29 protein-coding genes and 1 tRNA gene are annotated in these 24,062 nt (G+C 67.6%); 16 read left to right on the forward strand and 14 right to left on the reverse strand.

Features of this window, described 5'->3' with window-relative positions; translation table 11 throughout:
* Position 1: 1 nt before the first annotated feature.
* Positions 2 to 178: a hypothetical protein gene (locus tag HDC94_RS05590; RefSeq protein WP_179495662.1), complete on the forward strand. Its 177-nt coding sequence runs from the start codon at positions 2 to 4 to the stop codon at positions 176 to 178.
* Positions 179 to 187: 9 nt separating this feature from the next.
* Here the strand turns inward: HDC94_RS05590 and mscL are convergent, their stop codons facing one another.
* Genes mscL through HDC94_RS05605 form a run of 3 tightly spaced genes read right to left on the reverse strand, consistent with a single transcriptional unit; the run spans position 188 to position 1,557 of the window.
* Entirely contained in the window at positions 188 to 619 is a 432-nt protein-coding gene (mscL, locus tag HDC94_RS05595) for a large conductance mechanosensitive channel protein MscL (RefSeq protein WP_179495664.1), read from the reverse strand.
* A 2-nt stretch (positions 620 to 621) separates the two neighbouring features.
* On the reverse strand, positions 622 to 945 hold the full coding sequence (locus HDC94_RS05600) for an FmdB family zinc ribbon protein (protein ID WP_179495666.1): 324 nt from the start codon (positions 943 to 945) through the stop codon (positions 622 to 624).
* 33 nt (positions 946 to 978) lie between these two features.
* Positions 979 to 1,557 (reverse strand): 5-formyltetrahydrofolate cyclo-ligase, encoded by a 579-nt coding sequence (locus HDC94_RS05605; protein ID WP_179495668.1) that lies wholly within the window; start codon positions 1,555 to 1,557, stop codon positions 979 to 981.
* Between the two features lie 27 nt (positions 1,558 to 1,584).
* On the opposite strand from HDC94_RS05605, the gene galU reads away from it, so the two are divergent.
* The 4 genes from galU (at position 1,585) to HDC94_RS05625 (ending at position 4,175) form a co-directional block, all read left to right on the forward strand.
* A complete protein-coding gene (gene galU / locus HDC94_RS05610) occupies positions 1,585 to 2,475 on the forward strand; it encodes a UTP--glucose-1-phosphate uridylyltransferase GalU (RefSeq protein WP_179495670.1) in 891 nt (296 codons plus the stop codon).
* A gap of 3 nt (positions 2,476 to 2,478) precedes the next feature.
* Positions 2,479 to 3,120 (forward strand): GNAT family N-acetyltransferase, encoded by a 642-nt coding sequence (locus tag HDC94_RS05615; RefSeq protein ID WP_179495672.1) that lies wholly within the window; start codon positions 2,479 to 2,481, stop codon positions 3,118 to 3,120.
* 78 nt (positions 3,121 to 3,198) lie between these two features.
* On the forward strand, positions 3,199 to 4,035 hold the full coding sequence (locus tag HDC94_RS05620; protein WP_179495674.1) for a hypothetical protein: 837 nt from the start codon (positions 3,199 to 3,201) through the stop codon (positions 4,033 to 4,035).
* 64 nt (positions 4,036 to 4,099) lie between these two features.
* A tRNA-Ala gene (locus tag HDC94_RS05625) sits at positions 4,100 to 4,175 on the forward strand.
* A gap of 139 nt (positions 4,176 to 4,314) precedes the next feature.
* Here the strand turns inward: HDC94_RS05625 and HDC94_RS05630 are convergent.
* Positions 4,315 to 5,157: an alpha/beta fold hydrolase gene (locus HDC94_RS05630; RefSeq protein ID WP_179495676.1), complete on the reverse strand. Its 843-nt coding sequence runs from the start codon at positions 5,155 to 5,157 to the stop codon at positions 4,315 to 4,317.
* Between the two features lie 119 nt (positions 5,158 to 5,276).
* Between HDC94_RS05630 and HDC94_RS05635 the strand changes: the two genes are divergently transcribed.
* A complete protein-coding gene (locus HDC94_RS05635; protein WP_179495677.1) occupies positions 5,277 to 5,837 on the forward strand; it encodes a TetR/AcrR family transcriptional regulator in 561 nt (186 codons plus the stop codon).
* Positions 5,838 to 5,852: 15 nt separating this feature from the next.
* On the opposite strand, the gene HDC94_RS05640 is transcribed toward HDC94_RS05635, so the two are convergent.
* Positions 5,853 to 6,161: an ATP-dependent DNA ligase gene (locus HDC94_RS05640; RefSeq protein WP_179495679.1), complete on the reverse strand. Its 309-nt coding sequence runs from the start codon at positions 6,159 to 6,161 to the stop codon at positions 5,853 to 5,855.
* A gap of 95 nt (positions 6,162 to 6,256) precedes the next feature.
* Between HDC94_RS05640 and HDC94_RS05645 the strand changes: the two genes are divergently transcribed.
* Positions 6,257 to 7,015 carry an EAL domain-containing protein gene (locus HDC94_RS05645; RefSeq protein WP_179495681.1) on the forward strand — a complete coding sequence of 253 codons (759 nt, stop codon included), beginning with the start codon at positions 6,257 to 6,259 and terminating at the stop codon, positions 7,013 to 7,015.
* A gap of 40 nt (positions 7,016 to 7,055) precedes the next feature.
* On the opposite strand, the gene HDC94_RS05650 is transcribed toward HDC94_RS05645, so the two are convergent.
* A complete protein-coding gene (locus HDC94_RS05650) occupies positions 7,056 to 7,319 on the reverse strand; it encodes a hypothetical protein (protein WP_179495683.1) in 264 nt (87 codons plus the stop codon).
* Positions 7,320 to 7,392: 73 nt separating this feature from the next.
* Here HDC94_RS05650 and HDC94_RS05655 point away from each other — a divergent pair, with 73 nt between their 5' ends.
* A complete protein-coding gene (locus HDC94_RS05655; protein WP_179495685.1) occupies positions 7,393 to 7,680 on the forward strand; it encodes a hypothetical protein in 288 nt (95 codons plus the stop codon).
* Positions 7,681 to 7,692: 12 nt separating this feature from the next.
* Here the strand turns inward: HDC94_RS05655 and HDC94_RS05660 are convergent, their stop codons facing one another.
* From HDC94_RS05660 to HDC94_RS05670, 3 genes are all read right to left on the reverse strand, one after another.
* Complete coding sequence (locus tag HDC94_RS05660; RefSeq protein ID WP_308495636.1) at positions 7,693 to 9,612, reverse strand: diguanylate cyclase domain-containing protein; 1,920 nt, start codon at positions 9,610 to 9,612, stop codon at positions 7,693 to 7,695.
* A gap of 91 nt (positions 9,613 to 9,703) precedes the next feature.
* The gene (locus HDC94_RS05665; protein ID WP_179495687.1) at positions 9,704 to 10,132 is read right to left on the reverse strand and encodes a polymer-forming cytoskeletal protein; all 429 of its coding nucleotides are present in this window, start codon (positions 10,130 to 10,132) and stop codon (positions 9,704 to 9,706) included.
* A gap of 62 nt (positions 10,133 to 10,194) precedes the next feature.
* Complete coding sequence (locus HDC94_RS05670; RefSeq protein WP_179495689.1) at positions 10,195 to 11,352, reverse strand: polysaccharide pyruvyl transferase family protein; 1,158 nt, start codon at positions 11,350 to 11,352, stop codon at positions 10,195 to 10,197.
* A 69-nt stretch (positions 11,353 to 11,421) separates the two neighbouring features.
* On the opposite strand from HDC94_RS05670, the gene HDC94_RS05675 reads away from it, so the two are divergent.
* Together HDC94_RS05675 and HDC94_RS05680 are read left to right on the forward strand one after the other, a co-directional pair.
* On the forward strand, positions 11,422 to 13,575 hold the full coding sequence (locus tag HDC94_RS05675; protein WP_179495690.1) for a glycosyltransferase: 2,154 nt from the start codon (positions 11,422 to 11,424) through the stop codon (positions 13,573 to 13,575).
* Complete coding sequence (locus HDC94_RS05680) at positions 13,572 to 14,855, forward strand: glycosyltransferase (RefSeq protein WP_179495692.1); 1,284 nt, start codon at positions 13,572 to 13,574, stop codon at positions 14,853 to 14,855. The genes HDC94_RS05675 and HDC94_RS05680 overlap by 4 nt, the downstream gene beginning before the upstream one ends.
* Here the strand turns inward: HDC94_RS05680 and HDC94_RS05685 are convergent.
* Both HDC94_RS05685 and HDC94_RS05690 read right to left on the reverse strand, forming a co-directional pair.
* Positions 14,810 to 15,496 carry a hypothetical protein gene (locus HDC94_RS05685; RefSeq protein ID WP_179495694.1) on the reverse strand — a complete coding sequence of 229 codons (687 nt, stop codon included), beginning with the start codon at positions 15,494 to 15,496 and terminating at the stop codon, positions 14,810 to 14,812. The genes HDC94_RS05680 and HDC94_RS05685 overlap by 46 nt on opposite strands.
* A 134-nt stretch (positions 15,497 to 15,630) precedes the next feature.
* A complete protein-coding gene (locus HDC94_RS05690; RefSeq protein ID WP_179495696.1) occupies positions 15,631 to 16,935 on the reverse strand; it encodes an aspartate aminotransferase family protein in 1,305 nt (434 codons plus the stop codon).
* 84 nt (positions 16,936 to 17,019) lie between these two features.
* Here HDC94_RS05690 and HDC94_RS05695 point away from each other — a divergent pair, with 84 nt between their 5' ends.
* A complete protein-coding gene (locus tag HDC94_RS05695) occupies positions 17,020 to 17,913 on the forward strand; it encodes a LysR family transcriptional regulator (protein WP_179495698.1) in 894 nt (297 codons plus the stop codon).
* 3 nt (positions 17,914 to 17,916) lie between these two features.
* On the opposite strand, the gene HDC94_RS05700 is transcribed toward HDC94_RS05695, so the two are convergent.
* Positions 17,917 to 18,195, reverse strand: a complete 279-nt coding sequence (locus tag HDC94_RS05700) for a hypothetical protein (protein ID WP_179495700.1) — start codon at positions 18,193 to 18,195, stop codon at positions 17,917 to 17,919.
* 28 nt (positions 18,196 to 18,223) lie between these two features.
* Entirely contained in the window at positions 18,224 to 18,862 is a 639-nt protein-coding gene (locus HDC94_RS05705) for a YoaK family protein (RefSeq protein ID WP_179495701.1), read from the reverse strand.
* A gap of 128 nt (positions 18,863 to 18,990) precedes the next feature.
* On the opposite strand from HDC94_RS05705, the gene HDC94_RS05710 reads away from it, so the two are divergent.
* From HDC94_RS05710 to HDC94_RS05720, 3 genes are all read left to right on the forward strand, one after another.
* Positions 18,991 to 20,355, forward strand: a complete 1,365-nt coding sequence (locus tag HDC94_RS05710; RefSeq protein ID WP_179495703.1) for an amidohydrolase family protein — start codon at positions 18,991 to 18,993, stop codon at positions 20,353 to 20,355.
* A gap of 147 nt (positions 20,356 to 20,502) precedes the next feature.
* Positions 20,503 to 21,537, forward strand: a complete 1,035-nt coding sequence (locus tag HDC94_RS05715) for an LLM class flavin-dependent oxidoreductase (protein ID WP_179495705.1) — start codon at positions 20,503 to 20,505, stop codon at positions 21,535 to 21,537.
* A gap of 68 nt (positions 21,538 to 21,605) precedes the next feature.
* Positions 21,606 to 21,851: a hypothetical protein gene (locus tag HDC94_RS05720; protein WP_179495707.1), complete on the forward strand. Its 246-nt coding sequence runs from the start codon at positions 21,606 to 21,608 to the stop codon at positions 21,849 to 21,851.
* A gap of 66 nt (positions 21,852 to 21,917) precedes the next feature.
* On the opposite strand, the gene HDC94_RS05725 is transcribed toward HDC94_RS05720, so the two are convergent.
* Positions 21,918 to 22,808, reverse strand: coding sequence for a DUF4349 domain-containing protein (locus HDC94_RS05725; protein WP_257021631.1), 891 nt, complete (start codon positions 22,806 to 22,808; stop codon positions 21,918 to 21,920).
* Positions 22,809 to 23,017: 209 nt separating this feature from the next.
* Here HDC94_RS05725 and HDC94_RS05730 point away from each other — a divergent pair, with 209 nt between their 5' ends.
* Positions 23,018 to 23,233 carry a hypothetical protein gene (locus tag HDC94_RS05730; RefSeq protein WP_179495709.1) on the forward strand — a complete coding sequence of 72 codons (216 nt, stop codon included), beginning with the start codon at positions 23,018 to 23,020 and terminating at the stop codon, positions 23,231 to 23,233.
* Positions 23,234 to 23,253: 20 nt separating this feature from the next.
* The gene (locus HDC94_RS05735; protein WP_179495711.1) at positions 23,254 to 24,051 is read left to right on the forward strand and encodes an alpha/beta fold hydrolase; all 798 of its coding nucleotides are present in this window, start codon (positions 23,254 to 23,256) and stop codon (positions 24,049 to 24,051) included.
* Positions 24,052 to 24,062 lie beyond the last annotated feature (11 nt).

The following is a 24,062-nucleotide window of genomic DNA, read 5'->3' on the forward strand; positions in this document are numbered from 1 at the left end:
GGTGGCTGAGCACCGCTCCGACGACCCGATCGACCGGGAGAGCGCACAGCGCAAGCCCCGTCGCGTGCGAACGGAACCGCCAGCTGGCTCTGACCCGAACCCCATGCCCGAGCCGCCCAAGCACCGGTCGAACGAGAACGACGAGCAGCTACGACGCGACGTGCCGCCGCACTACTGAGCCGCCGTACTACCGAGCCGACGTGCCGCCGCCCGGGTTCCTGGTGGCGAGGAGATCGCGGATCTCCGCGAGAAGTTCGAGCTCCGTCGGGGGAGCAGGGTCGGCCTTGGCCTCGTCCTTCTTGCGGAACGCGCGGCGCTTCAGGTAGTTGATCGGAACGATGAGCGCGAAGTAGACGACCACGGCGACGAGCAGGAACTGGATCACCGCCGCGATGACGGCACCGAAGTACAGGACTGCCTGACCGCCGGAGGTCGTGGGAATGACCACGGGGAGCGCGGTCGCCAGGCTCTCGGCATCGAAGAGTGCACCAATCGCAGGGTTGAGCACGCTGCCGACGATCGCGTTGACAATACCCGTGAAGGCCGCGCCGATGACGACGGCGACAGCGAGATCGATGACGTTGCCGCGGAGGATGAACTCCTTGAAACCCTTGAGCATGGTTACTCCTTCGACGTGGAGGGCTTGGAGGGGGACGGGGTCGACGAGGGTGCCGGGGATGCCGCGGCCGTGGGCGTCGAGCTGGAGCCGGAGTCCGACGAACCGCTCTTGCCGGAGCCGCCCTGCCCTGACCCGCTCTTGGCATCGGCCGCGCGCGAGTCCGTGCGGTAGAAGCCGGAACCGCTGAAGGTCACGCCGACGGGGGAGAACACCTTGCGGAGTACGCCGCCGCACGTGGGACACACGGTGAGCGAGTCATCCGTGAACGACTGGTGAATATCGAAAGCGGTACCGCATTCAGTGCAGCGGTAGGAATAGGTGGGCATGAACGCTCCGTGGTTGTCTAATGGCCGCCGTGGCTAGAGGGCGACGATCCCGGACGGGGTGACCACCCCGTCGACGCGCTGGTCGTGCCGCTCCGAGGGCACGGACTCAACGAGTTCGTCGTCGAAGATCACAGCATAGACGGGCGGGCAGTTCTCCATCGATCCCAGGGTCTTGTCGAAGTAGCCGCGGCCCCAGCCGAGTCGCATCCCGGTGCGGTCGACGGATGCCGCGGGCACGACGATCAGGTCGACATCGTTGATCGCGATGGGGCCGAGAAGCTCCGAGGTCGGGGTGGGCATGCCCAGCAGGTCCTCGTCCTCGTCGTTGCCGTCGTAGGGTGCCCAGTCGAGCAGGCCGTCGACGCGAGACACCGGCAGGAGCACGCGGATGTCGTTCTCGGCCGCCCACTTCACGAAGTCACGTGTCCCCGGCTCCTCGGGCAGCGACAGGTACGCGGCGATCGAGCGCGCGCGCAGGTCACTCGTGAGGTCGATGAGGTGCTGGGTGATCGAGGCCGCCTCACGCTCCCGCTCTGTGGCGGTGCGAACGCGTCGGCGTTCACGTAATTCGGCGCGCAATGCTCGCTTTTGGGACTCTGGCGCGTCCGTCATGCTCCCCATTGTAGATAGCCTGTCCTCATGGGGAATCGCATCACTAAAGCAGTCATTCCGGCAGCCGGTCTGGGCACCCGCTTCTTGCCCGCCACGAAGGCCATGCCGAAGGAGATGTTGCCGGTCGTCGACAAGCCGGCGATCCAGTACGTCGTGGAGGAGGCGGTCGCAGCCGGCCTCAACGATGTGCTCATGATCACGGGGCGCAACAAGAACGCCCTCGAGAACCACTTCGACCGAATGACGGAACTGGAGGCGACCCTCGAGCAGAAGGGCGACTTCCAGCGCCTCAAGAAGGTCGAGTACTCGAACCACCTCGCCGACATGCACTACGTGCGCCAGGGCGACCCGCGCGGTCTCGGTCACGCGGTGCTCAGGTCACGGATGCACGTGGGCAACGAGCCGTTCGCCGTGCTCCTCGGTGACGACCTCATCGACTCCCGCGACGTCCTGCTGTCCAGGATGCTCGAGGTGCAGGCCGAGAAGAACGCCACCGTCATCGCTCTCATGGAGGTGGACCCGGCCTCCTCGCACATGTACGGAATCGCGACGGTCGAGGCCACTGACGCGAAGGACGTCGTGCGCATCACCGGACTGGAGGAGAAGCCCGTCCAGGGCACCGCGAAGTCCAACCTCGCGATCATCGGACGCTACGTGCTCCAGCCGGAGATCTTCGAGGTGCTCGAGCGCACTCCTCCCGGCAAGGGCAACGAGATCCAGCTCACCGACGCCCTGCTCAAGCTCGCGAACCACGACATCGCGGGTGGTGTGTACGGCGTCGTGTTCCGCGGACGCCGCTACGACACGGGCGACCGCGTCGACTACATCAAGGCCATCGTTCAGCTGGCCGTCGAGCGTGAGGACCTCGGCCCGGAGCTCCGCCCCTGGCTGCAGTCCTTCGCCAAGACGCTGGACTAGCGGGTGTCCGGCATCCCGACCCTGCGAGAAGGGCGCACGACGATTCGCCCGATTCGCCTTCGGGATGCGAGGACCCTCGAACGCGAGCTCGCCGAGAACCGGGGCTGGCTGCGCAAGTGGGAGGCGACGAACCCGCACGGTCCGATGAACTTCGACGTGCGGGCCAGCATCCGCAGCCTTCAGCAGAACGCGCGCGCCGGCCTCGGCATCCCGTTCGTGATCGAGTACGACGGGGAGCTCGCCGGGCAGCTCAACGTGTCATCCATCGCCTACGGCTCCCTGTCGTCGGCGACGATCGGCTACTGGGTGTCCGAGCGGTTCGCCGGTAAGGGCGTGACGCCGACGGCCGTCGCGCTCGCCACGGACCACTGCTTCTTCGGCGTTGGTCTGCACCGCATGGAGATCTGCATTCGCCCAGAGAACGGCCCGTCATTGCGCGTTGTCGAGAAGCTCGGCTTCCGCTACGAGGGGCTGCGGCGGCGTTACATCCACATCAACGGTGACTGGCGAGACCACTTCTGCTTCGGGTTGACCGTCGAGGAGGTGCCTGCCGGTGTGCTGGGCCGCTGGCTCTCCGGCAGGGCACCGGCGGATGCCGCGACCGTTCCCGCAGCGGACCGGGCGAAGGCCGCACGGCCCCTGTAGGGCCATTCCTGCACCCGTTGCGAGGGATGCTCGGCGCGGCACCCGCGGAGCGCTCCACCTCGCTCGTACCGTAGGCACATGGAATTCACTGGTCTCGGCGGCGGCATCATGCTCGCGGTAGCTGCGGGCCTGTGGTTGGTCTACCTCGTGCCCACCTGGGTGAAGCGCCGCGAGTACATGGCCACCGAGCGCAACGCAGTGCGTCTCCAGCAAACGATCCGCGTGCTCGCAGAAACAACCGAAGCGCCCACCCAGGCCCTGCGCCGCGCACCTGCTGGCCCCGTTGCCGTCGGTCGGCCCGTCGCTCCGGCAGCGCCACCCGCGCCCCACGTCCTCGCCGCCCAGCGCCTGCGTCGCACCCGCGCACTCGCGACGGTCGTGCTCCTCGGCTCGCTCGGCTTCGGTATCGCCCAGATCGTCATGATGGCGTCCGGAGTCGCGTCGCCCGCAGCGTGGCTGTTCCTCGGCGGTTCGATGCTCGCCGCCGTCACGTCCGTGGCGCTCCTCGGTCGACTCGCGGATGTCGCGCGCGCCCGTCGCGCCCCCCGCACCGTGCGTCGTGCCCAGCGCCTCGTCGACCACAGCGTCGCGTCCGAGGAGAAGGCCGTGCAGTCCCCGGCGGAGGAGTGGACCCCCGTGGCCGTTCCGAAGCCGCTGTACATGTCTCGCGGCGCTGCACCAGCGGCCGCGGCATCCTCGTCCGCCGACCTTGCCGAATCGCTGCGCCGTGCCGCGCGTGAGGCAGCGGAGAGCCTTCGCGAGGCGGAGCAGGTGCCGAGCATCCAACCCGCCGCGCAGGAACCCGCGGCGAAGCCCGCAGCGACCGGTTTCGCCGCGATGGGCATCGTGGATGTCACGCCCACCGCCGCGCCCGACATCGACGCCGTACTCGCCCGCCGCCGAGCCGCTGGTTAGTCTCGGCACCGGGCCCCGGTTGTCGTGTTGCTCGAACAACCTGATAACCTAGCTAACGCATTAAGGGCCCTTGGCGCAGTTGGTAGCGCGCCTCGTTCGCATCGAGGAGGTCAGGAGTTCAAATCTCCTAGGGTCCACCAGTGCAGAGAAGAACCCCCGTCCAGTTGGGCGGGGGTTCTTCTCGTTGCGGGGGCTCGTGCGGGGCGTCCTCCCCGCCGAGAGCGCAGTTGCGACTAGTGGATTCGCTCGCACTGGGCGCAACTGCACTCTCGAGGAGCGCTACTTGCCGACGAACTCCACGAGCTTCGCGGTGACCTCGGCGTGGTGCGTCTCGAGGAGGCCGTGCGGTGCTCCCTCGATCTCGACGTACTCGGCGTCGGGGACCGACTTCGAGAACACGCGGCCCGTCGAGTCGATCGGCAGGATGCGGTCGGCGGTGCCCTGGAGGATGAGCGTCGGCAGGCCCGCTTCGCGCACCTTCTCGACGTCCCCGCGGAAGTCCTCGATCCAGGTCGGTACGACCGCGTAGGCGGCGACAGGGGCGCTCGCCGTGGCAACGTTCCAGCTGTTGGTCACGGCCTCCTGGCTGATGCGGCTGCCGAGGTTCTCGTCAAGGTTGTAGAAGTTCTCGTAGAAGCCCGTGAACCATGCGTAGCGGTCGGCGCGCGCTGCGGCCTCGATGCCGTCGAAGACGTCCATGGGCACTCCAGTGGGGTTGTCGTCGGTCTTCACGAGGAAGGGCTCGAGCGGGGCGAGGAACGCGAGCTTGGCCACGCGGTCCGAGCCGTAGTTGGCCACGTAGCGGGCGAGTTCACCCGTGCCCATCGAGAAACCGACGAGCGTGACATCCGTGAGGTCCAGCTCAGTGAGCACAGCGTTGAGGTCGGCCGCGAAGGTGTCGTAGTCGTAGCCCACGGTGACCTTGCTGGAGTTTCCGAACCCGCGGCGGTCGTACGTGATGACCCGGTAGCCGGCGTCGAGAAGTGCGGCGGTCTGGCGCTCCCACGATGCGCCGCTGAGCGGGTAGCCGTGGATGAGCAGAACCGGCTGGCCGGTGCCGTGGTCCTCGTAGTACAGCTCGATATCGGTGGAGTTCTCCTGGCCAACGGTGATGTACGACATGACGTCTTCCTTCTCTGGGCGGTGCTTCTACAGTTGTGGAGAACGGGCGTTCTCCGGTGATGTGTCCTACACTAGAGAACGCGCGTTCTCAGCGCAAGTCCCGGAATGGAAAACACCCGATGAACGACGACACCGCCCGCGAACTCGTGCTCGACGCAGCAGACCGGCTCTACTACGCGCGTGGCATCCAGGCGGTCGGCATGGATGAATTGCGGAGCGAGGCGGGCGTCTCGCTGAAGAGGCTCTACCAACTCTTCGCGTCCAAGGAGGCGATCGTCGAGCAGGTGTTGCGCCGCCGCAACAACGCGTGGACGCGGGGCATCCTCGAACTCGCCGACCAGCAGCCGACACCCCGTGGCAAGCTCCTCGCGATCTACGACTTCCTGTCGGGGTGGTTCGCCGAGGATGACTTCCGTGGATGCGCCTTCATCAACTCGTTCGGAGAGCTCGGCGCGAGCGCCCCCGGAGTGGCCGAGGCCGCCCGCTCGCACAAGTCGTCGTTCCAGCAGTACGTCGGGGCGCTCGTGCGTGACGCTGGAGCACCGCCGAGTCTCGCCCCGCAACTCGTGCTGCTCGCCGAGGGTGCGCAGACCACTGCGGCGATACTCAAGCAGCCGGATGCCGCGACCCAGGCCCGTGCGGCAGCCGAGGTTCTCATCGACGCAGCCCTGTCGCGCTGAGGTCGAGCGGAGGGTCTACTCCGGTTGCCCCGACGTCGGTTCCGGGACCAGTTGCAGGCCGCTCGGCGAGTTGGCGCTCTTGGTGAGGGCCTGGACCCAGTGCGGGTTGAGCACCGGGGAGCGGCTGCCGAAGTACTCGAAGACGATGGGCACGCCCTGCGTCATCCACACCGACCTGCGCCCCGAACCCTCGTTGAGACCGTCATTCCACGTGAAGGAGAATGACTCGCCACGGCGAAGCTTTGCCCAGATCACTGGCTGGAGATGCGCAAGCACCCGATCGTCGAACGATGCGGTGATCTTGTCGTACTTGAACAGGCCCACGTCGGGTAGTTTACGCGACGGCTCGGCAGTATATTCGCCGAAAGCTCGCCGCGCTACCGTTTGCTCCAAAAGGTTCGGGGGAGCACGATTGTCTGGTGTTCCCCACTACGAGTGCCCTAGCGGCAGGCCTGAGTGAGGCAGTCGATCGTCGACAGCTCGTGGCGTACTACCAACCGCAGGTGGATATCGCCTCGGGCAGGGTCGTGTCGGTCGAGGCCCTTGCGCGATGGATCCACCCCGAGTTCGGCGTCATCCCCCCGAACGAGTTCATCCCCGTCGCCGAGTCTGTTGGCACCATCCGACAGGTCGACAGGAGCGTTTTCACGCACGCCGTTCGCCAGATCGCGCAGTGGACCGCGACGTCGTTGAACCTCGAGCTCTCGGTGAACATCTCGCCGTCCGAGCTCGTCCCGGGCCTCGCGGGCGAACTGCTCCCCATCCTCGAATCCGAGGGCGTCGATCCTCACCTCATCACCATGGAGATCACCGAGTCGGAGCCCATTCTCGATCTTCCGGTCGCCGTTCGCTGCCTGCACGAACTGCGGGATCACGGCATTGGTGTGTCCGTCGATGACTTCGGCACGGGCTACTCGTCGGTGAGCCAGCTCCGCGACCTGCCGACCACCGAACTCAAGATCGACCAGTCGCTGATCCGGGGCAGTCGGGATGCCGCGCACGAGGCGCTCGACGCGGTGCTCGCCGAGGCGGCCGATCGCGGTATCCGCATCGTCGCGGAGGGCGTCGAAACCCACGACCAGATGAACCACGCGATCGAGCTGGGCTGCCACCGTGCACAGGGTTACATCATCGGTGCGCCGATGGGCCCCGAGGAGTTCGAAGCGCGCTTCCGCTGACCTGGCGGCGCTGCGGCGCGCTGGCTGCTAGGGCTCTCGCCTAGATGTCGAGGGATGCCGCGGCATCCGCCTCGCTCTCGGTCTGCTCGGTGTCCGCCGGCTCGCCGACCTCGATCTGGGTCCACACGACGGGCATGCCGGGGGAGAAGAGGATGTCGATGCCAGGGCCCCCGCGCAGTGGCGGGATGTTGACGTAACCACCACCCGACTTGATCGCCTCGAGGATCTGGCCGCGGAGCTCCGTCACGGGGTCGGGGAGGAAGTAGTCCTTGCCGTCAATGGACAGCCGGTGCACGATCGTCACGGTAGCTCCTTGTGCCTTCATTCTGGGGTGCTGACTCAACGCTACGATAGAACTGTCGAAGGCGAGGACGTTCGTGGGTCAGCTTCTCTATGGTTCGCCTCCCGTGGCGTTCGATCTCGACGATCGAACACTTGCCCACGTGGAGGTTGTGGTGCTGGCGAAACTCCGCCGCAACGAGAGTTTCGCGTGCTCGTTCACGACCGACGACGGCGGCCGTTCGGCTATCTGGCTCAACCCGTCGAGCACCGTCCAGTTCGTGTTCGGCGACGCGTCGCAGACCATCAACCGCGAGTGGCTCGACATCCTGATCGACACCGCCAACGCGCCATCTGGCCTCCGGATTCTTCCAGAGCCCTCGTAGCGCGTTCACCGGTCAGACCGCTACGCGGTTCTTGCCGTCGGCCTTCGCCCGATACATCGCCGCGTCGGCAGCTTCGATGAGCAGGGCGCCGGTCACGGCGTCGTCAGCGGTCACGATGCCGCAGGAGGCCGTGACGCTCACCGTGATGCCGCGAGCGTCGATGGGCCGACCGACGGCGCCGACGATCCGTTCCGCGATCGATCGCGCCTCGTCGGGTGTCGTGTGCTCGCACACGATCACGAACTCGTCGCCTCCGAGACGCGCTACGGCATCCGCGGATCGCGAGTTGCTCACCAGGCGGCGAGCGACCTCGACGATGACGGCATCGCCGGCGTCATGTCCGTACGTGTCGTTGATCGTCTTGAAACCGTCGAGGTCCACGAACAACAGGGAGACCCCGTCCGGTCGCTGGCGCTCCTGAAGCGCTCGCTCGAGGTTCTCGGTGAGGAAGCGGCGATTGCGCAGTCCGGTGAGCGCATCGCGCATGGCGAGTTCGGCGAGGCGTGCCTCGGCGCGTCGCGCCATCGCGCCCTGCAGTGCCACGCCGAGATCCTTGGCCTCCTGGATGGCGGAGCCCCAGGGTGCTGCGGTGTCGGCCACGCTCTCGCGCCACGCCGAGAAGGAGAGCCTCGGCGAGAGCGGATCCGCCCGATTGTCTGGACCGGGGTTGCCCAGCCACTCGACGACGCGCGCGAGCTCGCGACGGAAGAACAGCACACAATTGCCCGAACCCAACGGCACCACGAGAAGACCGGGGAAGCCCGGGATGAACGCGGCGAGGTCCGGACGCTTCTGGGCGAGGATGGTCGTGGCCATCTCCTCGTCGCCTGCCCTGTCTATGACGCCACGGATGCCGGCGATCGGGGGAACCACGCCGAGCGTGTAGATCTTGTCGCCGTGTCGCACCGCCACGCCATCGGCCGGCACGAGGTCGAGAACGGTATCCGAACCGCGCAGGAGTGCGCTCATCACGTCATCGGAGGCGAAGAGTGGGGACAGCAGGGCCGCCCGGCGCTCGCGCACCTCGACTTCATGGCGGAGCATCTCGATCTGCGCCATCGACTCCAGCTGGAGGGTCACCTGGGTCGTGAGCACCTCGAGCGCCCTGCGCAGAAGCACGGGCAGGCGGCGAACCTCGCGGTGCGCGCACGTGATCATGCCCACGAGAACGCCGTCGCGCACCATGGAGAAGGAGACGGTGGATGCCTGGCCCATATTGCGCATGTACTGCAGGTGGTACGGCGAGGCGTAGCGGAGCTCGGTCTCACCGAGATCGATCGACACCGGATCCTCGTCGATCGAGAGGAGCGGCACACCCGGGTCGTCGGTGTGAACGATCGCGCGGGACACCTTGCTGACGTAGAGTTCGCGGGCCTGCGAGGGGATGTCGGAGCCGGGGAAGTGCAGTCCCAGATACGGCTCCATGTCGTCGGCGCGCGACTCCGCGACGATCTCGCCGTGCCCGTCCTCATGGAAGTGGTAGACCATCACCCGGTCGAACCCGGTGATCGTGCGCAGCTGCTCTGCTGCGGTCGCGCGGAGCTCCTCGGAGTTGGTGAGCATTGAGATCTGCTGGATCGCGTTCACCACCGATGTACGTGCGTACTCGACGCCGACGATCGCCTCCTCGAACTCGACCACCGAGCGATTCGCATGGGCGTGCACGATCGCGTCGTACTGCACGCCGTCGAAGGTGACCCGGATCGGGTCGACGACGGTTCCCGCATGGAGTGCCTCGAGGAGCTGGGGATGCTCCAGCTGCGTGCCGAGGTAGTTACTCGCGTTCTCGCTCGCAACGACGATCTGGTGCGTCGTCGAGTCGACCACGAACAGCATGCCGTGCGACTGGATCCGGCCCGGAGTGCGGATGGGTTCGCGCGAGCAGTGCTCGAGGCGGAGCCGCTCTTCGGCGGCAAAGGGTTGGTCGCGCACGGCGGCCTTTCTCTAGGGTCAATGCGGAGGGCGTCGACTCACTGTTATTCGTAGTGCCGAAGTTCTCAGAGGTCCAGTCCGCGGCGAAGGTTCAGCGGGTGGGGAGAGTCGGATAACGGTCGATACCGGGAAGCGGTTCGGCCACGATGGAACCTTCGGAATCCTCCGGGGGACGTCCCTCGACACGTCCGGATCGCCAACCGTGGTTGACGACCGAGCCGTGGTTGACGATGGTGCCGGCCACTCGTCCGCTCGGCAGGATGACAACGCTCCCCGCCACGCGCACGTCGATCGGGCCCTCGATGTCTCCGCTGACGATCACACGCCCGAGGCTCTCGACGGTGAGGGGGCCGGTGAGCGTGCCCTCCACGGTGAGCGACCCATAGGTCTCCACAGGGCCATCGTGGTAGGCCGTGATGGCTGCCACCTCGTCGGTTCCGACAACGAGCGAACCGGGCAGATCCTCCGTGTTGAGCGGGTGCGAACCCGTGCTTTCGTCGGGGCCCACAGTCGAATTCACGGTATCAATCTTAATTCGCGAAAAACCTGCCCAACACCCCTTGACTTGGTGAGTCGCGGCGTCTAATCACCCACGACACGATCCCACCACATCCTTGATTTCTCGGGGTTTCCGCGGGTGCCGCCTTCGGCCCGCACGCGGGCGACCGCCGCCGGCGCTTCTCCCGCAAGGAGCTCTGCCGAGCTGATCACCCCGGACTGGCCGAACGCTCCGAGCGCACCGGTGAGCTTCACGGTCGTGTACTCGTCGACCGCGATTCCGAGGGTTGGTACTCCAGCTGCCGCCGCAAAGACGGCGGGGTGGTAGCGGCTGCTCACCACGAGCGAGGCGCGGCGGGCGAGCCAGGCGGCCTCGGTCGAGGTGCCAGTGGGTTCGACGAGGGAGGGTGCCGTCATCCGGGTGCGCACCGCCTCGTGCATGACGACGTCACCGCGCAGCGGGTCGCCGTCGATCGGACCGAAGTGGGCGAGAAAGACGATGTCGAGTCCGCGCGCCGCGATGTCGTCGAGGAGCGCGGCGACGGCGCCCTGGAAGGCGTCCTTGTCGGCGGCACCGACATGTGTCGAGAGCGAGACGAGGCAGTACGGCGAGGACCCGGGGTCGGGGGTCGGGCGGTCGATCGCGAGGAAGCTCGCGTCATCCACCTGCTGCGAGAGCAGCTCCTCGGGAACCCCGAGCGTGTCGGCAAGGCGGAAGGATGCCCCCTCCCGAACCCCCACGAGTGCTGCGGTGTCAAGCATCTCGCTCAGGAGCGCTGCATCCGACGCGGTCAGCTCGGGGCCGAGCGTCTGGCCCGTGATCACGAACGGCACGCCGGCGCGGTCGGCCAGCATCGCGATCAGCCAGTGCTCGATGATGTGGACGGGCCAGGTCGAGGCGAGATTCCCCGCACCCGTGACGACGACCCTGCGTGCGGCGGCGATGGCGTCGAGGGTCTCGTGGGCCGGGTCATCCGCCGGCAGGTCTCCCGCCAGAACGAGGTTCGCGCGCGCGAGCATCTCGTCGCGCGACCCCGTGAGGCCGAACCGGGCGATCGAGCGGATGCCGTAGCGCTCCGTCGTCTCGGCAGGGTTCGACGAGATCGCCACGACGTCGTTCACACCCCTGGCCCTCGCCTGGTCGAGGAACTGCTCGAACATCGCCTCGTCGCCGATGTGCATCATGCCGTCGACAACGCCAATATCGCCAATGGACACCGTATGTCCAGACCCTGTGCCCATGGAGTCGAGTGAACCATAATGAGTGGGCTACCCCAGCATCACGGGGTTTCTGAGCAAAGGACGTACGTCGTGGGGATCCAGACTGCTCTCGATTCGATCCAGGAGTCCGATCGACTCATCGACGCACTCCGGCTCGCGGACGACCTGGCCTTCGAGGCGAGCCGCAACGGGGGAGTGCGAACCCTCCGCGTACTCACGCAGACGTTGAACGGCGACGACCAGCTCGCGGCGATCGCTGCGGTCCATGCGCTCGGGCAGATCTTCGACGACGAGGCCGTGAGCCTTCTGGGGCGCCTGCTGTCGAGCGAGCGTGCCTTCATTCGAGAGCACGCGGCCTGGGTGATCGGCTTCCGCCTTCCGCGCTTCGACGCGGTCGGCAGGCTCATCGCGATGGTGGCGGAGGGCGGATTCACGGGGATGCTCGCCCAGCGCACCCTCGAGCAGTGGTCGGCCACGGCATCCAACCTCATCGGGGTCGGCCTCGAGGGTGCCCTGCTCGGTGTGCACGAGCCTGTGCAGCGCGCCAGGCTCGTCGAGACCCTCAGCCTCGTGCGCAGGGGCCTCGCGCGTCGCGTGCTGATCACGATTGCACTGGACCGGGGCGAGGACGCCCGCGTTCGCACCTCGGCGATCTCCGCGCTCGGGCAGCGGCCCGGCCATGCCGGGGTGAGCGACGCCCTCGAAACGATCGTCAAGCGTGACGACGAGCTCGCGCCCATCGCCCAGCTCGCCCTCCTCGATCTCGCCTCCACCTGGCGACCCGCGGGCGATCGTGACGGGCTCACGGTCGCACAGCTCTTCCTCAACGCCGACATCGATGCCCGCCTGGAGCAGGCGGGCAAAGGCGACAACGGCGGGATCGCGACGCTCCTCGTCCGACTCGGTGACGCGCTCGTGGCCGGCCCCGGCAACGTCTCCAAGGTCGTCACCCTGTCGCGCGGCACCGTCGAGGATGCCCTCGCGAGCGCGATCGAGCTACCTCCCCTCACGCGTGGCCACGGCTTCGGCCGCATACCCCTGTTGAGCGAGCCCGTGTCGGCAGCCGCGGCGTGGCCCCTGCGCGTGACCGCTCGCCGTGGCATCCGTCGCATACTCAAGGCGACCGGTGGGGTCGACGTGATGCACCTGCGCATGGCCGACGTCGGCAGCCTCGCTGCGGTGGACGTCGCGCGCGAGCTGGGCATCCCCGTGGTCTTCACCGTCGCGCCCGACCCGCACGCGGTGATCAACTCGCTCGGCAACTCGGGTCGCCTCACGCGCGACAACTTCGGTGATGTCGACGAGCAGGAGCACTTCTGGTTCCGCAGCAGGCTCGTGCAGCGGCTCGCGGCCAATGCAGCGCACACGGTGCTGTTCCCGCGACCCGACCTCCAGCGCGACATGCTTGAGCTGGTGGGCATCGACATCACGCAGCATCCCGAGCGCCACAGCATCGTGCCGGAGGGCATCGACCTGGGTGTTGTCGACGCGTCGGTCGCCGAGGCATCCACCTTCGCCGCGGGCGGCGCTCCCACTCCTGCCCTCGCGGAGCTCACCGCACTGCTCGAGACCCTTCCGGAGGAGCGGCGGTCCCTGCCGATCATCGTGAGCGTCGGTCGGCTGCACCGCGTGAAGGGCATGGCCACGATCGTGGAGGCGTGGGCCGACGTGCTTCAGGACCGTGCCAACCTGCTCATCGTGGGCGGTGACCTCGAGTCGCCGTCTGCCGACGAGCTTGAGCAGCTCGACCTCATCGACGCGATCGTCCCCCGCGAGTCCCGTGCCAACGCCGGGCTCCTGCTCCCGGGGCACAAACCCAACGACACGGTGGCGCGCTGGGTCGCGGCCGCACGCTTCGGTGTGCCCGGACTTGCCGCGCCGCGCGGAGTCTACGTGTGCGGCAGCCTCAAGGAGGAGTTCGGCATCGCGCTCCTCGAGGCGATGGCGACCGGGCTCCTCGTGGTCGCACCCGATGGCGGCGGGCCGGCAACCTATGTCGAGCGCGACGTGACGGGGTTCCTCACCCAGACCTGGGATGTTGTTCAACTCGGTGACTCGATGTCGACCGCGCTCGACGCTGCCGCCGCAGAGAATGGCCCCGAGCGAGCGGCCCGCTCACGCGCGACCGTCGAGGCGAGCTTCACCATCCAGGCGATGGCCGTCGCTCTCTCCTCGGTCTACGACCAGGTCGCCGAGGCCGAGCGTGACCACCAGCGCGAGACCCTCGAGGTGCCTGTCCGGTGACGCTCCTGGTCATCAGCCCCGACTACGCCTCCCACCTCTTCCCGCTCGCAACCCTTGCGACCGCCTGGCGGGATGCCGGTGAGCGAGTTGTCGTGGCGACGGGGACCGCCACCGCAGCCATCGTCGACTCCTTCGGATTCGAGCGCGTCGAGCTGCGGCTCGGTCGTGGATCGAACCCCGGCACGATCAAGCCGGAGGACCAGCCGAAGGGCGAGGATGACGCGCTCCGGGGCTTCTTCGACGCGACGCACCACGGCATGATCGAGACCCTCGAGTTCCAGGCCCGCGCCCGGCTCACCGACCTCATGTGGCAGCCGGTCGAGACGGCCAGGGCAGTACTCGCGGTGATCGACGAGGTGCAGCCCGATGCGATCATCGTGGATCACCTCGCGTTCAGCGCCCGGTTGGCGATGGTCGCGGGGGGCGTCGCCTACGCGGACGTCGTGCTCGGGCATCCCTCGGCTCTTCCCGTCGGCGACGAGGTGTACGGGTTCCCGCCAGCGTGGCCCGCCGCGTTCACGCCGAGCGCTGCGGAGCTCGCGTCGTTGCGCGCCCTGTGTGACGAGGTCAGCGCGTCGTTCACCGCCGAGTGGAACGGGGCGCTCGCCGAGTTGGCACCTCACCTGCCGCCGTCGCCCAGCGCCTTCGAGGAGCACGGTGACCTCGTGCTCTACAACTACCCGGGCGAGCTGTCACCGGCCACGCGACCGTTGCCGCCGCACGTCTTCCTCGGGTCCGCCGTGCGTGAGGAGCCCGTCGACGACGAGGTGCAGGCCTGGCTCGACTCGTCCGACGAGCCGTTCGTCTACGTGAGCTTCGGGAGTTTCCTTTCCGTGCGCGGCGACGTGCTCGGGCGGGTGGCGGACGCCCTGAGGCAGCTCGGCGTGCGCGCGGCGATCGCGACCGGGTCGGCGTCGCCCGACGACCTCGGTGCGGTGTCGCCGAACTGGCTCGTGCGGGGCTTCCTCCCGCAGGTGACCCTGCTCCGGTCGGCCGCGGCGACCGTCACTCACGGGGGCAACAACTCGGTCACCGAGGCGCTCACGTTCGGGGTGCCGCTTGTGGTGCTGCCGTTCTCGACCGACCAGTTCGCGGGCGCCGCCGCCATCGAGGAGAACGGCTACGGGGTCGCGCTCGCGCCCAACACCGCTACCGTCACCGAACTCGCCGGGGCCGTCGAGCAGGCGTTGCGGATGCCGCGAGCCGCCCTCGACGCGCTGTCCGAGTCCCTGCGCTACGCGCCAGGCGCGAACCGGGCACGGTCCGCCGTCACGAGCTGAGACATCGCCTCGGCGCTCGCCGAGGCCTCGCGGTAGCGCTCCATGAGCTCGGCGTTGGCGTCGTAGTTCGGACCCTCGCGCAGCTCGGGCACGTGGTGGAGGGCGAAGACGCGACCCTGGTGGCGGCGCGGAGGCTCACCGAGGAGGGTCTCGTGGGCGAGGTACCACGCGGCATCCTCGAATCCCCACCCGCGGAAGCGCTCGTCCTGGCCGCCGTGGCTCCACCACGTGGAGGGGGTCGTGACGTAGACGCCGGAGCACGCGCCGTGAACGACCTCGTGGTCGGCACGATGGGGAGCTTTGCCTGCAAGGAGCTGCTCCGTACCCTTCGCGCCAAGCCAGTTGTACTGCGTGTACGGCAGGTGTACGCGGCCGGAGGTGGCCGCGTGGTCGATGGCTTCGAGGAGGGCATCCAGCTCGGGAATGGTGTCGGCATCGTTGATGATCACGACGCTGTTCGGGTCGAGGATGCTGGCCACTCCGAGGTTGCGGCAGCGCGCGAGGTTGAACACCTCGTCGTCGGAATCGACAGTTCGGATATCGACGTCGCCAAGATTCTCGCGGTACCACGCCACGACGGCGTCGAACGCGTTCACCCGCGACGGCTGCGGGCGCCACGGGATGAGCACGGTGAGGGGCATGGCTAAAGACTAAGCGAGCTTTCGGGTGGGTCTCGTCGGGGCGTCGTGTGGGCGGATGCACACGCTCGCTGTGACACGCTGTTCACGGTGCCGCGGCCCCGGCGCGGCGCCCCGATCGTGTGCAGAGCGCCACGCTAAACGGATGCCGCGACCGCCTCGCCGATCGCCTGGTCCAGGATCCCCAGGCCGAGGTCGAGCTCGTCCTCCGTGCTCGTGAGCGATGGTGCTATGCGGAACGTTCCGCCGATGCCCGGCAGCTGCACGATGTTCATGTGGAGCCCGAGCTCGAGGCAGCGGCGGGTGACGGCAGCGCCGAGCGCATCAGAGCTGGCCGGGTCATCCCGGTCCACCACGAGTTCGATGCCCTGCAGGAGGCCTCGGCCGCGGACATCCCCGACGATGGGGTGACGCTCCTGGATGGCCAGGAGACCGTTGCGCAGGTAGGCGCCGAGATCGCGAGCCCTGGCATCCAGACCGTCCCGTTCGAGCACGTCGAGCACGGTGTTGCCGACCGCTGCCACGAGCGGGTCGGAGACATGCGTCGTGAAGAACAGGAAACCGCGCTCGTACGCGGCCTGCTCGATCTCGTCGGAGGTGACGACGGCGGCGAGCGGAAGCCCAGCGCCCAGAGTCTTCGAGAGCGTCAGAATGTCGGGCACCACCCCGTCGCGCTGGAACGCGTACCAGTCGCCCGTGCGGCACAGCCCCGTCTGCGCCTCGTCGAGGATGAGGAGCATGCCGCGCTCCTCGCACTTCTGCTTGAGCGCCGCGAGGTAGCCCGGGGGGAGCTCGATGATGCCGCCGGACGACAGGATCGGCTCGATGATGCACGCGGCGAGGCTGCCGGTGGACTGGGCGTCCACGAGCGCGAAAGCGACGTCGAGCTGCTTGCGCCAGTCGAGCTCGCCGTTCTCGTCGACGAAGTCGGGGCGGAAGCGATCAGGGACCGGGATCGCGATGTTGCCGGGCGCCGTCGGCCCGTAGCCCTTACGGCCAGCGCTGTAGGTGGCTCCTGCTGCGGCAGCCGTCATCCCGTGCCAGGAGCGAGCGAACGAGACGATCTCGTGCTTGCCCGTGACGAGCTTGGCCATGCGGATCGCGGCCTCGTTCGATTCGGCACCGGTCGTGAGCAGCAGCACCTTGTTCAGGGGATCGGGCAGCGACTCGGCGAGCCGGCGGGAGAGGTTGACGACCTGCCGCGAGAGCATTCCGCTGTAGAGGTGGTCGAGGGTCGCGACCTCGCGCTGCACGGTCGCGACGATGTCGGGGTGCGAGTGACCGAGGATCGAGCTCATCTGGCCGGACGTGAAGTCCAGGATGCGACGGCCACCCTCTGTGTAGACGAAGCTGCCCTCGGCTCGCGTGATGATCTCGGGCACGAAGGTCGCACCGTAGCGCAGAACGTGGGCGCCGGCGTCACGCCAGAAGTTGTCGGTCATGGGACGACGGTAGCGAGCCGCACCTGTGCGCGTCCATGAGGGTTTCATAGCTAGTCTGTGCGGAGATACCGAACAGGAGGCACGGTGGCGCTCAACGCGTGGCGGCTCAGGATTCTCGACGTCTTCGCCCGCGCGGGAACCGTCCGCGCGGCGGCCGACGAGCTCGTGCTGAGCCCCTCGACGGTCTCGCAGCAGCTCGCCGTGCTCGAGTCGGAGACGGGCGTGCCCCTCTTCGAGCGCAGCGGTCGTGCGCTGAGCCTCACGCCGGCGGGCCTGCTCCTGGTCGAGCGTTCGCGCGAGTTGCTCGACCATATGGACGCGATCGAGTCTGAGCTGACGGATGTCGCGACCGAACCGGTCGGCCATGTGCGCCTGGGTGGGTTCGCGAGTTCCCTCTCCTCGCTCCTGATTCCCGCGGTGCAGCGTCTCGCAGCGGAGCACCCACGCCTCACCGTGGATCTCCTCGAGATCGAACCGCGCGAATCGGTGACCGCGGTGCACCAGGGTCGCCTCGATCTCGTCGTCACCGTCGACGAAGCGGACGGCACCCTCATGTCGCCCTCCCTCACCGTGATCCCGCTGTCGTCGGACCCGCTCATGGCGGTACTACCGGCCGAGCATCCGCTCGCTGCCCACGAGCGCGTCGCGCTCGCCGACCTCGCGGGGGAGCGCTGGGCCCTCGACCACGAGGGCACCTACCTCGGTGACCTCGTCCCGCGGGAGTGCCGGCTCGCCGGCTTCGAACCACGGGTGGCGGGCCGCTTCTCGAGCTACGGCGTGATGCTCGCCCACGTCGCCGAGGCCGGTTCGGTAGCGGTGCTGCCCGAGCTCGCCGTGGACCGTCGGATGCCCGTGGTTGCCCGCCCCGTGGCATCCCTCGCCGACCGCGCCATCGTCATCGCCCTCCGCACCGGCAACGCGGTGCGCCCGGCCCTCCGCTTGGTCGTTGACGCACTTGCCGCGACCGCTAATTCGTGACCGTCAGCCGCCGGCGAGCAGTTCCTCGTAGGCGGCCCGAGCGTCCTCGTCGATCACCGGCGCACCCGGCCCATACCTGAGATCGGTGCGATCCTTCTTCGGTCCCGAGAGCCAATACGTTTCCTCGGTCTCGACGTCGTAGAAGTTGGCGTCCGCCGTGCGGAACCGGCGGAGCTCCTTGCCGTGGAAACGCGCCGTGTTCCAGGTCCTGTTAAAGTCCACCCAGCAGATCCACGATGGCCCGCGATCGGTGTCGTAGCCCGTTTTCAGCTGCACGAACATCAGGCGCCGGCGGGAGATGCGGACGACTCTAACGGGTGCGGCGCCGGGAAGCTGCGGTCACGACCACCGCAATGACTGCCACCGCGACGGCCAGCCACATCGCGGTGATGCCCAGCCACCCGTAGGCAGCGGCACCCGCGATCGCACCGATCGCGATCGCGAGCCACAGGGCGAACTGCCTCAACCATGCCGTTCGGCTACCGCCGGTGAACGCGCTGACCAGCTCCTGCGCCATCTTGACGAGCGCCCCGGTCATGTAGGTGAGGCCCAAGGCTGGCTGGCCGTCGCGCGCGAAGACCGTGTTCACGGCGCCCATGCCCGCCGAAATGAGGAGAGCCGGGAAAACGATAGGGATGCCCGTCCCGGAGAGCAGCGTGCCCGCGAGCAGCAACACCGCCACGAGGGACAGCACCCACGCTGCGGAGCCGCTCCGGGCGCGCGACACCACCGTGCCGGCCATGACTCCCACGACGAAGGCGCCCACGATCGCGAACGCGGTGCCCCAGTCGCCGCCCTGCACGAGTTCGACGCTGCCCACGGTCGTGTTGCCGCTCATGAAGGAGACGAAGAAGCCCCCGAGGTAGATGAAGGCGATGGCATCCACGTATCCGGCGAGAGCGGAAAGTGAGGTGGCACCGGCGAACTGCGGCGGCGAGAGGGTTCTCATGAGTCGAGCGTCGCACAACCAACCCCCGCGACAAGCCACTTACAGCCCGTCGGGAGGGGAATTTTGCCCGGAAGTGGCTTCTCGTGGGGGTTTACGAGGCCGCAACGTGGGCACGCCAGAATGAACGCATGCTGCTCGTGACCAACGCCCTGCTCATTCCCGTCGACGACGGGCCCGATGTTGTTCCCGACTCGTGGTTGCTCGTCGGAGACGACGGACGCATCGCCAGCCGCGGCACGGGCACCCCGCCATCCGTTCCCGCCGGCACCGAGGTGCTGGATGTCGAGGGCAAGTTCGTCGCCCCGGGTTTCGTCTCGGCGCACAGTCACCTCTTCACGAGCGCGACTCGCGGTCTCGGCGTCGACCAGACCCTGTACGGCTGGTGCGACTCGATGCTCGGCTTCTTCGCCAACGTGGGCCCCGACCTCATGTACTGGAACACGCTGCACGGCTCCCTCGACTTCCTCGGCAACGGCGTCACGACCGCGTTCGACTTCACCGACCCCCGCCTGCCGTGGGAGCCCATGATCGCGGGCGCCCGCACGGGCGGCGGCGAACTGCGCCCGCTCGAGTACCTCACTCGGCAGGCCGACGCGAAGGCCGACGCGGGCATTCGCTACATCAACGCTGTCGGCATGGATGTCACGGTCGGCACCGACGACGAGATCTTCGAGCGCCTGGCGGCCGTCGTGGCCCACGACGCCGCCGCCGATCAGAGCCTGCGACTGAAGTCGGCGGTGTTCGGCGCGGTGCAGTGGTCACCACGGCGAGACGCGGCCGAGCTCGAGCTCGAGGCCATGCGTCGGTTCGGACTCATCAACGAGGCGCACTTCCTCGAGACGCGTGAAGCGGTGGACGTGCAACGCAGCAAGTTCGAGTGGTACGCCGAGGCCGGCGTGCTCGGGCCGGACCTGATCTTCGGCCACTTCATCCAGACGACGCCCGAGATCATCGACCGCGCCGCGGAGGCGGGTTCTGGCATGTCGTGGCAACCGGCATCCAACGGTCGGCTCGCGAGCGGCAACGCCGACCTGCCGCACATCCTGAAGGCAGGCATGACGGTCGGTGTCGGGCTCGACGACCAGGCCTGCACCGACGTCGCCGACCCGTGGGGCAACATGCGGATCGGCATCTTCCAGCAGCGGGCCGCCACGGGCGACCCGAACACGATGAGCCCGGAGCTCATGCTGCGCCTGCACACGATCGGCTCCGCGAAGGTCCTCGGTATCGACGATCGGGTGGGCAGTCTCGAGGTCGGCAAGTTCGCCGACTTCCTGGTGGTCGACCCGCGTCGCCCCGATATCGGACCGCTGTGGCATCCCGTCGCCAACTACGTGCTCGCGTGTGGGCTGCGCAACCTCAAGCAGGTCTACGTGGGCGGCAAGCTCGTGTCGGAGGACGGGGTCTCGACGAACCCGCTCGCGGCGGAGGCCAGCGCCAAGCTCCACGAGCAGCTTCCGCTCGTCGCGACGCAGCACGGGTGGCCCGCGTAGCGATCTGCACACGAACCCCGGGACACGCCGCTCAGGGGTGACGTCACGCGGCGCGTCCGCGAGAATGTGTGCATCCCGGCGCGGGAATACTCCGCGGTTGCGTCGGTTGAATCATGCGTACGCATAGAAACGAAGCAAGGGAAGATCATGGCAGAGCAGGTCCAGTTCGGACTCGACACCTTCGGAGACGTGACGCTGGCGCCGGATGGCTCGGCCATCAGCCAGGCGCAGGTGATCCGCAACGTGGTCGCAGAGGGCGTGCTCGCCGACGAGCTCGGCCTCGACTTCTTCGGCGTTGGTGAGCATCACCGCGAGGACTTCGCCATCTCGGCACCGGAGACGGTGCTCGCGGGCATCGCCACCCAGACCAAGAACATCCACCTCGGCTCCGCCGTCACCGTGCTCTCATCCGACGACCCGATCCGCGTCTACCAGCGCTTCGCCACGGTGGATGCCCTGTCCCACGGCCGCGCGGAGGTCATCCTCGGTCGCGGCTCCTTCACCGAGTCGTTCCCGCTCTTCGGCTTCAATCTCGCCCAGTACGAGGAACTCTTCGAGCAGAAGCTCGACCTCTTCAGCAAGCTCATCACGGAGGAGCCGGTCACCTGGAGCGGCAGCTTCCGCACCCCGCTCCAGGACCAGAATGTGTACCCGCGGACGGAGGGCGGACACATCCGCACCTGGGTCGGAGTCGGTGGCAGTCCCGAGTCCGTCGTGCGAGCAGCACGGTACGACCTGCCGCTCGTGCTGGCCATCATCGGCGGCGACCCGGAGCGGTTCGCGCCCTACGTGGAGCTCTTCCACCGCGCCCTTGCCCAGATGGAGAAGCCCGACCTGCCGGTGGCGGTCCACTCTCCCGGTCACGTTGCCGACACCGACGAGGAGGCGGCAGAGCAGTTCTGGGAGCCGTACCGCGGAATGCGCGACCGCATCGGCCGTGAGCGCGGCTGGCCTCCCATGGACATCGCCGAGTTCCGCCACGAGATCGAGCACGGAGCGCTCTACCTCGGTTCGCCGGAGACGGTCGCGCGCAAGATGGCGACGAAGATCAAGGCCCTCGGCGTGCAGCGCTTCGACCTCAAGTACTCGGCGGGGTCCCTTCCGCACGAGACGATGATGCACTCGATCGAACTGTATGGCTCGAAGGTCGTGCCGATGGTCAAGGAGATGCTCGCGGAGTAGCCCGGCGGCGTGCATCCGCACAGGCCCGTTGGCCTAATGTGGGGATGCACGCTCTCGAGAGGAACTTCATGTCCGAGTACATCTACGCCGGCCCCGCAGACATCGACCGCGCGATCGCCTTCCTGGTCGCCCTGGATGCCCAGCAGCGCAACGCACTCGCGGTGCTCGAGATCGATGACGCGATCCAGGAGGCCGAGGGCCAGTACGAGAAGGCGCTCGCCGACCCCGCCTACCGTCCCGACGACGACTTCATCGCCCGCCTGAGCGGTTACCTCGCGATGGCCGACGACCGCGAGAACCCCAAGCTCGCCTAGTTCTTCCTCCGTGACTTGCCCACTTCGGCCAGTGCAGATCGAATCAGACCGGCCGAAGTGGGCAACTCACGATTCCACGGGAGTGGATGCCCCGGCCGCGGCATCCGCGGTGCGAGCCTTCGCACGCTTCCGCCACCGCACGATGAACAGCACAACGCCCGTGATGAGTGCTGCGAACACGATCCACGGCAGCAGCACGCCGAAGACGACGACGAGGCCGGCAAAGAAGCCGACGAACGCGTTCCAGCCGGCCGCGAGGCCGTCGAGGAACGTGATCGGCTCCTGCACGGGTGCGTCGGCGACGGAGACGAGGTTGAGCGTGACGGTCGACAGCGACACCTGGTCGGCGTAGTAACGCCGCTCGGCCTCCATGCTCTCGAGCTGCGCCTGGCGGTCGGAGATGGCGGTCTCGAGTGCGATGAGGTTGTCGGTATCGGTTGCCGTCGTGAGGAGGGCCTCGAGTCGGTCGATCGAGGCGCTCAGGGCGCTGATGCGCGCGTCGAGATCCTGCGTTGCCATCGTCACGTCGTTCGATGTGAGCGACAGCTCCTGCACCTCGCCGAGGGCCTTGAGTTTGTCGAGTGTCTCGGTGAGGTCGTCCGCCGGCAGCCGCAGGGTGAGGGTTGCCCTGCCCCGGTCACCCTCGGTGGGTGCGGTCTCGTCACGACCGTCCACGCGGCCGCCTACCGACTCGGCGATCTTGATGGCTTCGGACGATGCCTCAAGCGGGTCCTCCACCGTCACCGTCAGCCACCCGGTCACGATCACCTCGCGGTCGGCGGATGCCTCGGGGTTCGCCGCCGTATCGAGAGCGGCTCCCTCCTCCGACATCTTCTCGGGGTTCGCGCCGGAGCCCGCGTCGCGAACGCCCATATCGGACGAGCTTCCCGCGGTGCATCCCGACAGCGCGAGGGTGGCGAGCACCAGGGCCGTGGGAAGAATCAGAATGCGCCTCATGGTCATCACGCTAAGTCGTGCGGGTGGCACGCGCTACCCAACGTTTACAACGATTCGGGCGTCATACCGGGTAGCCGTCCTGTGAGCGTTCTCCGCGATCCCTGACAGGAACATGTGTATCCGCTCCACGGGAATGTCCCCCGTAATAGGGTCAAAGAACCGACCACCGGGTCGGCATCGACACCGTGACCAACCACAAGGAGGACACCATGGGTCTGCTGGACAACGCGAAGGACGCAGCCGAGGCAACCGGCAAGAAGGTCGGCGAGTGGGTGGACGACACCAAGGAGCGTGTCGCAGACAAGGTCGACGAGATTCAGGCCGATGCCGAGGTCAAGCGCAAGGAGGCGGAGCTGCGCAAGGCAGAGGCCGACCGCGACGCAACCGAGGCCAAGAACGAGTACAAGGAGGAGCTGCGCGACTGACGCAGCGATACTCTCGGTGCATGGGCTGGCTACGTCGTTTCCTCTCGACGTTCCGCCGCACGCGACCGCCCCTTCTCCATATCGCCGCAGACGTGGGGGAGGGGCCGGTCATCATCCTGCTCCACGGCATCGCATCGTCCGCCGCGACCTTCCGCCGCGTCCTCCCTCAGTTGGATGACCGGTACCGCTGCATCAGCCTCGATCTGCTGGGGTTCGGTGAGTCTCCGGCGCCGCCGGATGCCACGTACACGATCGAGGAGCACGTGGCATCCATCAGGGCCACCATCGATTCGCTGAGGCTCCGAGCGCCGTTCATCCTCGTCGGGCATTCGCTGGGTGCCCTTCTCGCCGCGCGCTACACGGCACAGAACCCCGGCCATGTTTCCCGGCTGGTGCTCGCCAGCCCTCCCGTCTACCTCTCGCCCTCGGAGTTGAGCGACCCCGTCGCCCGGGCGCAGGTCGGCCTCTACCTGCGTGCCTACGAGTTCCTCCGGGCCAACCGCGACTTCACGATGGCGACGGCCTCCGCGCTCTCCCGGCTTATGCGCCTGGGTTCGGTGCTCGAGGTCACCGACCGCAACTGGAATGCGTTCATCCTGAGTCTCAAGAACTGCATCGAATCGCAGACCACCGTCTCTGACATCTCGCGGGTGTCGGTGCCCATCGATGTCGTCTACGGCACGCTCGACCAGTTCATCGCCCCGGGCACCCTGCGCATCATCGCGCAGATGCGCCACGTGACCATGCACAAGGTCGATGCCAACGATCATCTTGTGAGGTCGCGCCTGGCCAGGAAGCTCGTCTCCGTCATCGGCTGACCACGCGCCGA

It is taken from the genome of Leifsonia sp. AK011, assembly GCF_013410945.1.
Classification (GTDB): Bacteria; Actinomycetota; Actinomycetes; order Actinomycetales; family Microbacteriaceae; genus Rhodoglobus.

Bases quoted from the DNA above. Each gene is read 5' to 3' on its own strand.
- mscL (WP_179495664.1), bottom strand. From the start codon at position 619: ATGCTCAAGGGTTTCAAGGAGTTCATCCTCCGCGGCAACGTCATCGAT.
- HDC94_RS05600 (WP_179495666.1), bottom strand. From the start codon at position 945: ATGCCCACCTATTCCTACCGCTGCACTGAATGCGGTACCGCTTTCGAT.
- HDC94_RS05605 (WP_179495668.1), bottom strand. From the start codon at position 1,557: ATGACGGACGCGCCAGAGTCCCAAAAGCGAGCATTGCGCGCCGAATTA.
- galU (WP_179495670.1), top strand. From the start codon at position 1,585: ATGGGGAATCGCATCACTAAAGCAGTCATTCCGGCAGCCGGTCTGGGC.
- HDC94_RS05620 (WP_179495674.1), top strand. From the start codon at position 3,199: ATGGAATTCACTGGTCTCGGCGGCGGCATCATGCTCGCGGTAGCTGCG.
- HDC94_RS05630 (WP_179495676.1), bottom strand. From the start codon at position 5,157: ATGTCGTACATCACCGTTGGCCAGGAGAACTCCACCGATATCGAGCTG.
- HDC94_RS05635 (WP_179495677.1), top strand. From the start codon at position 5,277: ATGAACGACGACACCGCCCGCGAACTCGTGCTCGACGCAGCAGACCGG.
- HDC94_RS05670 (WP_179495689.1), bottom strand. From the start codon at position 11,352: ATGGGCACAGGGTCTGGACATACGGTGTCCATTGGCGATATTGGCGTT.
- HDC94_RS05685 (WP_179495694.1), bottom strand. From the start codon at position 15,496: ATGCCCCTCACCGTGCTCATCCCGTGGCGCCCGCAGCCGTCGCGGGTG.
- HDC94_RS05690 (WP_179495696.1), bottom strand. From the start codon at position 16,935: ATGACCGACAACTTCTGGCGTGACGCCGGCGCCCACGTTCTGCGCTAC.
- HDC94_RS05700 (WP_179495700.1), bottom strand. From the start codon at position 18,195: ATGTTCGTGCAGCTGAAAACGGGCTACGACACCGATCGCGGGCCATCG.
- HDC94_RS05705 (WP_179495701.1), bottom strand. From the start codon at position 18,862: ATGAGAACCCTCTCGCCGCCGCAGTTCGCCGGTGCCACCTCACTTTCC.
- HDC94_RS05710 (WP_179495703.1), top strand. From the start codon at position 18,991: ATGCTGCTCGTGACCAACGCCCTGCTCATTCCCGTCGACGACGGGCCC.
- HDC94_RS05715 (WP_179495705.1), top strand. From the start codon at position 20,503: ATGGCAGAGCAGGTCCAGTTCGGACTCGACACCTTCGGAGACGTGACG.
- HDC94_RS05720 (WP_179495707.1), top strand. From the start codon at position 21,606: ATGTCCGAGTACATCTACGCCGGCCCCGCAGACATCGACCGCGCGATC.
- HDC94_RS05725 (WP_257021631.1), bottom strand. From the start codon at position 22,808: ATGAGGCGCATTCTGATTCTTCCCACGGCCCTGGTGCTCGCCACCCTC.
- HDC94_RS05730 (WP_179495709.1), top strand. From the start codon at position 23,018: ATGGGTCTGCTGGACAACGCGAAGGACGCAGCCGAGGCAACCGGCAAG.
- HDC94_RS05735 (WP_179495711.1), top strand. From the start codon at position 23,254: ATGGGCTGGCTACGTCGTTTCCTCTCGACGTTCCGCCGCACGCGACCG.